Origin of the sequence: Streptomyces sp. NPDC001634 (genome assembly GCF_040298185.1) — a bacterium.
Lineage (GTDB): Bacteria > Actinomycetota > Actinomycetes > Streptomycetales > Streptomycetaceae > Streptomyces.
Genome location: NZ_JBEOZU010000176.1, coordinates 1 through 8368, shown reverse-complemented (window position 1 = coordinate 8368; position 8368 = coordinate 1). Strand labels below are relative to the sequence as shown.

General features: G+C 70.8%; 10 protein-coding genes. 8 read left to right on the top strand and 2 right to left on the bottom strand.

Annotated elements, in window-relative coordinates:
* Positions 1-253 precede the first annotated feature (253 nt).
* Both ABT186_RS46860 and ABT186_RS46855 read right to left on the bottom strand, forming a co-directional pair.
* Positions 254-820, bottom strand: a complete 567-nt coding sequence (locus ABT186_RS46860; RefSeq protein WP_351930532.1) for a GNAT family N-acetyltransferase — start codon at positions 818-820, stop codon at positions 254-256.
* A 10-nt stretch (positions 821-830) separates the two neighbouring features.
* On the bottom strand, positions 831-2135 hold the full coding sequence (locus tag ABT186_RS46855) for an NsdA family TPR-like regulatory protein (protein ID WP_351930530.1): 1305 nt from the start codon (positions 2133-2135) through the stop codon (positions 831-833).
* A 193-nt stretch (positions 2136-2328) separates the two neighbouring features.
* Between ABT186_RS46855 and ABT186_RS46850 the strand changes: the two genes are divergently transcribed.
* The 8 genes from ABT186_RS46850 to ABT186_RS46815 all read left to right on the top strand — a co-directional run bounded on the left by ABT186_RS46850 (position 2329) and on the right by ABT186_RS46815 (position 8240).
* On the top strand, positions 2329-2739 hold the full coding sequence (locus ABT186_RS46850) for a DUF6415 family natural product biosynthesis protein (protein ID WP_351930528.1): 411 nt from the start codon (positions 2329-2331) through the stop codon (positions 2737-2739).
* On the top strand, positions 2736-3191 hold the full coding sequence (locus ABT186_RS46845; protein ID WP_351930526.1) for an ATP-binding protein: 456 nt from the start codon (positions 2736-2738) through the stop codon (positions 3189-3191). The genes ABT186_RS46850 and ABT186_RS46845 overlap by 4 nt, the downstream gene beginning before the upstream one ends.
* A gap of 116 nt (positions 3192-3307) precedes the next feature.
* Positions 3308-4072 carry an NUDIX hydrolase gene (locus ABT186_RS46840; protein ID WP_351930524.1) on the top strand — a complete coding sequence of 255 codons (765 nt, stop codon included), beginning with the start codon at positions 3308-3310 and terminating at the stop codon, positions 4070-4072.
* Positions 4073-4075: 3 nt separating this feature from the next.
* Complete coding sequence (locus tag ABT186_RS46835; protein ID WP_351930521.1) at positions 4076-4912, top strand: 2-keto-4-pentenoate hydratase; 837 nt, start codon at positions 4076-4078, stop codon at positions 4910-4912.
* Positions 4913-4940: 28 nt separating this feature from the next.
* Positions 4941-5831 (top strand): acetylating acetaldehyde dehydrogenase, encoded by an 891-nt coding sequence (locus ABT186_RS46830; RefSeq protein WP_351930519.1) that lies wholly within the window; start codon positions 4941-4943, stop codon positions 5829-5831.
* A gap of 5 nt (positions 5832-5836) precedes the next feature.
* Entirely contained in the window at positions 5837-6847 is a 1011-nt protein-coding gene (dmpG, locus tag ABT186_RS46825) for a 4-hydroxy-2-oxovalerate aldolase (protein ID WP_351930534.1), read from the top strand.
* Entirely contained in the window at positions 6844-7707 is an 864-nt protein-coding gene (locus ABT186_RS46820; protein ID WP_351930517.1) for an HpcH/HpaI aldolase/citrate lyase family protein, read from the top strand. Before dmpG ends, ABT186_RS46820 begins: the two co-directional genes overlap by 4 nt.
* The gene (locus ABT186_RS46815; RefSeq protein WP_351930515.1) at positions 7704-8240 is read left to right on the top strand and encodes a MaoC family dehydratase; all 537 of its coding nucleotides are present in this window, start codon (positions 7704-7706) and stop codon (positions 8238-8240) included. The genes ABT186_RS46820 and ABT186_RS46815 overlap by 4 nt, the downstream gene beginning before the upstream one ends.
* Positions 8241-8368 lie beyond the last annotated feature (128 nt).

The window sequence follows — 8368 nt, the reverse complement described above, 5'->3', positions numbered from 1 at the left end:
GCGGGCGCGGGCCTGGGCGAGCGCGGCGGCGGGGCTGGCCGCCCAGCCCGCGGCGAGCGTGGACAGGGCGGCGCCGGTGATCGTGAAGAAGGTGCGGCGGTCCATCGCTGTTCGCAGAGCCTCTCTCAGGAGTGAGCCTCTCCGAGGCTCTGTGGGTTGTCACGGTGGGGAGAACGCCACCCGGCCGGATTTTGTGACACTACTGGCTGCGAGATCTCGCTATGCCGGTTGGCGGACCGGGAGCAGTGTCCCGTCAGGCGTCCTGAACGTGCAGGAGCAGCAGGTCGAACTCCGGGCCGTCGGGGGCGTTGCGGTACGGCCCCGCGTACTTGTAGCCGAGCCGGGCGTAGAGGTCTTGGCCGCGCTGGTTTGACGGCAGGGCGAGCAACGAGGACCACTTGGGGGCGATGGCCTGGAGCAGGGCGGTGTGCAGTCGTGTGCCGATGCCCTGGGACTGCCATGGCGGGCGGACGGCCAGCTCGCACAGTCCCATCAGCCGTTCGGTGCGGGCGCCTTCGGGGACCTGGTCGGCCAGGGGGCCGAACCAGTAGTCGGGCGAGCAGGGGAACGCGTAGCCGAAGCCGACGGCGCTGCCGCCGGCGTACGCGACGACCAGGACGAAGCCGGGGTGTTTGAGGTGGCCGGTGATCTGGCGGTGGAGTGCGGGTACGGACAGGCCCATCGCTTCCGCGCCCGGGTTGTCAACCAGTTCCGGATGGCTGTCGGCCCAGATGTCGGCGAGGGTGTCGATCAGCGGGGGGACCTGGCCGGGCCCGTAGGTGCGGATCACCACGTCGGTGCGGGTGCTCGGGGTGGTCACCGTCTCCTCCTCAGCTGACGCCGGCGATGGTGCGGTACTCCTCCAGCCAGTCCGCGACCGCCGGGACGGACGCGTGCCGCTGCAGCGCGCTCGACACGTTGTGCAGCTGCTGCAGCAACCGGTCCGAGCGCACCTCCGGAAGGTACGCGAGGACGCGCCCGGCAGCTTCGGCTGCGGCCTCCGGCTCCGGACGTTCCCTGATGGCATGCTGAATGGCGACGTCGGCTGTGTACAGGGCGCGATTGCGTGCGAACTGGTCGCCGTGCAGCAGCACCGCCTGCTCAGCCCCGGCCGCCGCGCGCTCGTGTTGTTCGAGGTCTGCCCGCGCCAGCGCCTCCAGCCCGGCCAGCTCGCCCGGGTTGTAGAACTCCAGCCATTCCGGGTCAGCCTCGCGCGGCCCCTTGGCGTACAGCTGGTGGGCGTGGATGATCGCCCGGTCCGTGGCGCTGGCGTCCCCCAGCAGGGCCCAGCCGCCGGCCTCGCGCATCGCGAACAGCGAGAGCATCCTGGGCGAGCCGTACCTCCGGGCGACGCTCTGCGCGCCCTGCGCCGCCGAGATCGCCTCGCGGGGTCGACCGCTGGCCTTGGCGAGCAGGGACAGACAGCCGAAGGCGTGCGCCTCCAGGCCCGGGTCGTCGGCGATCCGCGCGGCGGCGAGGGCTTCGTTATAGAGGCTGCGCGCGTCGGCAGGGCGTCCGGAGTCGTAACTGAGCCACCCGGCGGCGATCGACAGATGGCCGGTGGCCGAACGGAGCCGCTTGCCGGTCTTCTCCGTGTAGGTGCCTTCCTGCAGCCACGAGTAGGCGGTGTGCAGGGCGTCGGAAGCGTCGCGGCGCATGGCGGCTGACCCGTGGTCGTGGTCGTGGGCGTAGATCTTCGCCACGGCCTTGTGGACGGTGCGCACGTTGACGGCGCCGACACGGCCCGGGGAGCCGTCCCGTGAGGAGGGTAGGGGAATGAGGGACAGGATGGCGCCTGCGCTGTCGGCCATGAACCCGCGGCGGTTCAGCTCCTCCTCCCGTCGGTTCGTTGCGGCGGCCGACACGGCGGGACGGGCCGGGGCGCTGAGCCGGAAGCCCAGCTCCTGCATGGTGCGTCCGGTCAGCCGGGTGAGGATCCGCCGGTAGACCGCCCTGGGGAGCTGGACGTCGCCGTCTTCCCATGCGGCTACCAGGCGCGCGGTGCAGGCCACGGTCTCGCCCATCTCCTCGCCAGTCTCCACGATGAGCTTGGCGAACTCCTGGCGCGACCTCTGCAGTTCATCCTCGCGTACGGCGCGCAGCTGCGCGTTGGGGGTCTTGGGGCGGTCAGCCATACCGACTCCGGCGGTATCCGACATGACGGGTGCGGCGACCGTACCGCCCCCACCCCTGTGGTTGCCCCGGCCTTGGCCACAGTTCACCCAACTGGACGAAATTTCATTGTTCTTGCATCGCGTTGGCGTCGCACTCGCTCGTCCTGCGCTGCTTGCGTGGACGGTGACGTGATGACCGATCAGGGAGGCCGCTGTGGCAGACGCTGCAAGCAGCGCAACGGCGACGAGCACGGCGCCCCGCCCAGCGGGCGCCGACAGCAACGTCCCGGTCGACTCCGAGACCATCCGGCAGTCATACGGGGCGGTCCTGTCCGCCTCGCGGGACCTGGCGGGTGACGACTGGGAAAGGCTCGGTGGCCTGCTGCGCGGGCACGTCCAGCTCCTGGTGCCCGAACTCGCCAGGGCGGAGCCTCGCATGCGTGGTGAGCAGCGGCGCACCGCCCGGCACGTCCTCGCCGGAACCCGCCACATGCTGGCGGAGGGGATCGGCACCTCACCCAAGGACGTCTGGGATCTGGCCGTCCAGTGCCGCGCCCTGCTCACCCTCCATGAGCATCTCGGCCCTCTGCGGGCGGCGCGGCCCGTCGCTGGTGGGCGGTCATGACGACCATGACGGCGCCCCGTCCCCGGATGAAGGGGTATCCCGGCTACCGGCTGACCGCCGACCGCGCCCCGGAGACGGCAAAGGAGGCCCGGCTGCTCACGCGCGTAGCGATGGCGGTGTGGGGCCTGGAGGACGCCGCAGAGACGGCTGCCCTGGTGATGTCCGAATTCGTCGCGAACGCCGTGCGGCACACATACGGCCCAAGGATCATCCTGACCGTGAGCCGCCCGGCCTTCGACCGGGTGTACCTCGCCGTCACCGACCACTCCCCCGACCGGCACCCGCAGCTGCGCACGCCTGACGAGGAAGCCGGCCACGGCCGCGGCCTCCTCCTTGTCGACGACCTTGCCAACCGCTGGGGCTTCGACCTGCTCCGCTCTCGCCGCAGCGGCGAACTGTCGGCCAAGCGCGTATGGGCCGAGTTGAAGCTCGTACGGCGGTCCCCACGGTGACCGGCCGTCGCTCGACGCCAGGACGAAGGTACGGTCTGGGGCTCGCGGCCGGGGTCGCGCCGGCATCGCGTGCCTGATCAACGCTGCCCGTGTAGGGCTCTCAACAGGAGGTTTCGTTGCCCAATCAGGCTCTCGCAGTTGAGCTTTCCAGTGTCCGCCGCCTGCTCTTGGCGGAGACGGACCCACCCCGGCTGACCGATGAGCAGACGGCGGCGATGGAGCGCAGGTGGGAAGAGGCCGTCGCGGCGAACCCGTCGCTGTTCGACGGGCCCACCGTGGTGTGCGCGGGACTGGAGTGGAAGGATTCGCAGACCCTGCTCCTGACCTGGTACCGGGCGACCTATCGCCTGTACCTTCTGCGGCTGGACCCGGTCCACGCCGTGTCCGCCCCGTCGGTGTTTGTGTCCGTTGCGCAGCCCACGGATGACGGTCGGCTGCTGGTGGGGCGTATGGCGTCGTCCACTGCGGCTCCCGGGCGCTGGCAGCTGCCCGGCGGGACGATCGAGCCTCCCGAGGCGGGCGCCGCCCTGGACGTGGAGTGCCTGCGCCGGCACGCCGCACTGGAGCTCGCGGAGGAAGCCGGGCGTGAAGTGGCCTCCGAGGAACTCGAGTTGTGGACTGTGACCCGCGGCGACAAGGGCAACCTGGGCGTGCACTTCCGCGCGCCCGCCTGCCCGGCCGACGAGCTCGCCGAGCAGTACACGCGGCTCGTCTCCGCCGAGAGCGCCCAAGGCCGCACCCCGGAGCTGGACCGCATCGCGTTCATCGGGTCGGACGCCGACGTGGCGGGGCTCGGCGGCCACTGCGCCGACTTCCTGCCGGTGCTCGCCGCGCGCCATGCCGCGAGCGACATGACCGTTCAGGCTCACATGCGGAGGTAGTCGATGGCCAGTCCCGTAAACGCCGACGACCATCCGGCCGGACAGATGGCCGGGCCCGAGGCGGAGGAGGAAGTCGTAGCGGGGCTGGCACGGGAGCTGGCCGACGCTGCACGAACCGGCGTTCCTGTCCGGTTGCTGTCGAAGCGGTTCCCGGGCCTGACCCTTACGGACGCCTACCGCATCCAGCGGATCAACCTGGAGGAGCGGGTTTCGGCGGGGGCCCGCATCGCCGGTCACAAGATCGGACTGACCTCGGCCGCCATGCAGGAACAGATGGGCATCGACGAGCCCGACTCCGGAGTCGTCCTGGCCAGCATGGTCGCCGCCAGCGGATCCCGGCTGCGGTCGGACGACTTCATGAACCCCAGGATCGAGACCGAGCTCGCCTTCCGGCTCGGTCGCGACCTGGCAGAGCCCTCGGACCCGGCCACCGTCCGTTCGGCCGTGGGCGAGGTGTTCCTCGCGTTCGAGGTCCTCGACACCGTCTTCGCCGACTGGAACATCACGCTGGTCGACAGCATCGCCGACAACGCCGCCTGCGCTGGCGTCATCACCGGCAGTCCCGTCCGGTTCGATCCGGCCTCGGACCTGGCCGCCGAGCAGATCCGGGCGGAGGCCGACGGGGAGTTGGTGGCGACCGGAGCGGGGCGCGACATCCTCGGCGACCCGCTCAGGGCGCTGTCCTGGCTGACGCATCGCCTGCCCGTCCTGGGCACCACCTTGCGCGCCGGAGACATCGTCCTGGCTGGCTCGGTACACGCGAGCCTCCCGCTCAGCCCTGGCACACACTTCCGGGCCACCTCCACCCGGCTTCCCGCCATCCATCTGCAGGTCGTCTGACCTGCCACCCACACAGGGAGCACCACACATGTCATCGAACACCGTGAACGCGGCCGTCCTCGGCTCCGGCTTACTCGGGCTCGACCTGGTCGAGCGCATGCAGAACTCCCCGCACCTGAGCTGCGGGCTCGTCGTTGGCCGCACCAGCCACAGCCGCGGACTGGCCCAAGCCGCCGAGCTGGGCTGTGCCACCGCAGCGGGCGGCGTCGCCGCCCTGCTCGACTCCGACAAGACCTTCGACATCGTCTTCGATGCCACCAACGCCTTCGAGCACCCCGAGCACTGGTCCCGGCTCGCCGACACCGGCGCCGTACTCATCGACCTCACCCCCACCAGTGCCGGTGCGCTGATCGCGCCGACCGTGAACGGCGACCAGGCAGCCCGGCACCAGCACATCGGCCTCGTCTCCTGCGGCGGGCAGGCCTCGCTCCCCGTCCTGTACGCCCTCGCCCAGCACTACCGGCCGCAATACGTGGAAATGGTGGCCACGGCCGCCAGCGTCAGCGTGGGCCGGGCCAGCCGCCTCAACCTCGACGAGTACGTGGAGACGACCCAGGACGCGATCCGCCGGTTCACCGGTACCGGCGCGGCCAAGGCGATGCTGAACATCTCCGCGGCCGCGCCACCGCCGCCGTTCCGTATCGCCATGACGATGGTGGCCCCCGGAGTGGAGCAGGACCGGGTCAGTGACGTCGTGGAGTGCGCTGCGGCGGCCATGCGGACCGTCGTGCCCGGCTACCGGATCACCTCATGCACCGTCACCGGCGACACGGTCCGTGTGATCGCGGAGGTGACCGCCACCCGCAACCGGATGCCGGTGCACGCCGGGAACCTCGAAGTGATCAGCGCCGCCGCCCTCTACGCGGCCGAGCAGCACGCCCTCGCCAAGGCCACCGCGCCGAAGGAGCTCGCCCGATGACCACCCTGACCCAGGTGACCGTGCACGACCCCACCCTGCGCGACGGCCAGCACGCCGTACGGCATCAGCTGGATGCCGAGCAGATCCGCACGTACGCCGCGGCGGTTGACGCGGCCGGTGTCCCCGTGGTCGAGGTCGGCCACGGCAACGGGATCGGCGCTTCCTCCCTGCAGGTCGGCCGCAGCAGGATCAGCGACGACGAGATGCACGCCACCGCCCGTGAAGCCCTCGCCCACAGCAGGCTGGCCACCCTCATGCTGCCCGGCTGGGCAACCGCCGCCGACCTGCGCAACGCCGTCCGCCACGGCGTGGACGTGGTGCGCGTGGCCGCCCACTGCACCGAGGCCAGCGTCACCGAACGCCACCTGGGCGTCATCCGCGAGCTCGGCGCCGAGGCCCAGGGCGTGCTGCTGATGAGCCACATGGCCAGCCCCGGCGAACTCGCCGAGCAGTGCGCCCTGATGGTCGGCTACGGCGCGCAGGCTGTGTGCATCTTCGACAGCGCAGGTCACTACCTGCCCGACGACGTCACCGCCCGGATCATCGCAATCACCGCGGCGGTGGACGTGCCCGTGGCGTTCCACGGGCACAACAACCTCGGGATGGCCGTGGCGAACTCGGTGGCGGCCGTTGCGGCCGGCGCCCGCACGATCGACGCGTGCGCGCGGGGATTCGGCGCGGGCGCGGGCAACACCCAGCTGGAAGTCCTCGTGGCCGTGTTGGAGCGCTACGGGCACCGAACCGGGATCGACCTGCGGCGCCTGGCCGACGCCGCCGATCTTGCCGAGCTGACGCTGATGCCCGCCCCGCCGACGATCGACTCCACCAGCCTCGCCTCCGGGCTGGCCGGGGTGTTCTCCGGGTTTAAAAGGCCCGTCCTGGCGGCCGCCGAGAGCCAGGGAGTGCACCCCTGGGACGTCTTCGTCGAGCTCGGCCAGCGGCGGGTCATCGCCGGGCAGGAGGACGTAATCCCGGACGCGGTGCGCAGCCTGGCGGCACAGGGGGCGAGTCGATGAAGAAGGCGCTCGCCCCGGCCGGGGTATGGTTCGTCACGCCCGCCCACACCTCCACCCGTTTCCCGGCCGCGCACCGCTGCGGCGCGGACGTCGCTCTGGTCGACTTGGAGGACTCCGTACCTGCCGCGGTGAAGGCGGAGGCCCGCCAGGCCGCCGCCGCGTTCTTCATCGCCCACCCGGCGGCCGGTTGCGTCCTCGGGGTCCGGATCAGCTCTCCCACCACCCGTGACGGCATCCTCGACCTGGCGGCCATCGCCGACTACCCGGTCCGGCCGGACGTGGTGCTGATTCCCAAGGTCGAGGCGGCCCGGGACATGGAGGTCGCCGCCGGGGCACTCGACGCGCCCGGCTACACGCCGCACCTGTATGCGCTGATCGAGACGCCGCGTGCACTTGAAAAGCTGCCGTCGATCGTGCGGGCCGACCGCATCGCCGGGCTGGTGTTCGGGACAGCTGACTACGCCACAGCCCTCGGCTGCTCAAAGGGCTGGGAAGCGATGCTGCACGCCCGGTCCGCGCTCGTCACCAGCGCCGCCGCCGCAGGCGTCTGTGCCATCGACTCCCCGTACTTCGACCTGGACGACCTGGACGGACTGCGGGGCGAAGCCGAACGCGCCAAGGACCTGGGCTTCGCCGGGAAGTGCTGTGTGCACCCCCGCCAGCTACCCGTCGTCACCGACGTGTTCACCCCGACAGACGAGGAAGTCGCCGACGCCCGCGCCATCGTGGCCGCCGCCGAAGAAGCGGACGGTCGCATCATCCGCGTCGACGGGCACATGATCGGCCCGCCCATGGTCAAAGCCGCCCGGGCACTGCTGGCCCGCCAGGACCACTGCACGCCCCGCGAGGTGAGCGCGTGACCACCAGCATCCCCACACCCGCGGGGTACCGGCGGATCGCCGAGGGCCGCTACCGCGAAGTCGTCGGCCTGGGTTACCACGAGCTGCCCGAGGGCATGGTCATCGAGCACCGGCCCGGGCGCACCATCACTGAAGCCGACAACACCGTGATGACCACGCTCGGCGGCAACGATGCCCCGATCCACACCGACGCCCGCTACAGCAGTCTCACCGAGTGGGGCAGGCCCCTGTTGTGCAGCAGCATCACCCTCCACATCGTCGGCGGGATGACCGCACGCAGCACCAGCGGCCTGACCCTCGCCAACCTGGGCTTTGAGGAGATCCGCTTCACCCACCCCGTGTTCGTGGGCGACACCCTCTACGCGGAGACGGAGATCACCGGCCGCCGCCTGTCCGAAAGCCGCCCGGACACCGGGATCGTCACCAGTCGCACGACCGGCCACAACCAGGACGGCAAGACCGTGGTGACGTTCACGCGCAGCTTCTTCGTCCCCGTCGACGCCGATGCCGTCCGTGACCGGACCAACTACTAGTAGGACTCCGTTAGGTCTGTCTGCCTGCAGTGTTCAGGGGCATGAGGACTGTGTGGACGCACATGAAGTGAACCGTGTTCGGGCGATGTTGGCGTTATTCGTGGCGGATGTGTTCGCCTCGGTGCCGC

What these genes read in the sequence shown, in the direction of transcription:
- ABT186_RS46855 (WP_351930530.1), bottom strand. Translation starts at nt 2,135, where the DNA reads ATGGCTGACCGCCCCAAGACCCCCAACGCGCAGCTGCGCGCCGTACGC.
- ABT186_RS46845 (WP_351930526.1), top strand. Translation starts at nt 2,736, where the DNA reads ATGACGACCATGACGGCGCCCCGTCCCCGGATGAAGGGGTATCCCGGC.
- ABT186_RS46835 (WP_351930521.1), top strand. Translation starts at nt 4,076, where the DNA reads ATGGCCAGTCCCGTAAACGCCGACGACCATCCGGCCGGACAGATGGCC.
- ABT186_RS46830 (WP_351930519.1), top strand. Translation starts at nt 4,941, where the DNA reads ATGTCATCGAACACCGTGAACGCGGCCGTCCTCGGCTCCGGCTTACTC.
- ABT186_RS46820 (WP_351930517.1), top strand. Translation starts at nt 6,844, where the DNA reads ATGAAGAAGGCGCTCGCCCCGGCCGGGGTATGGTTCGTCACGCCCGCC.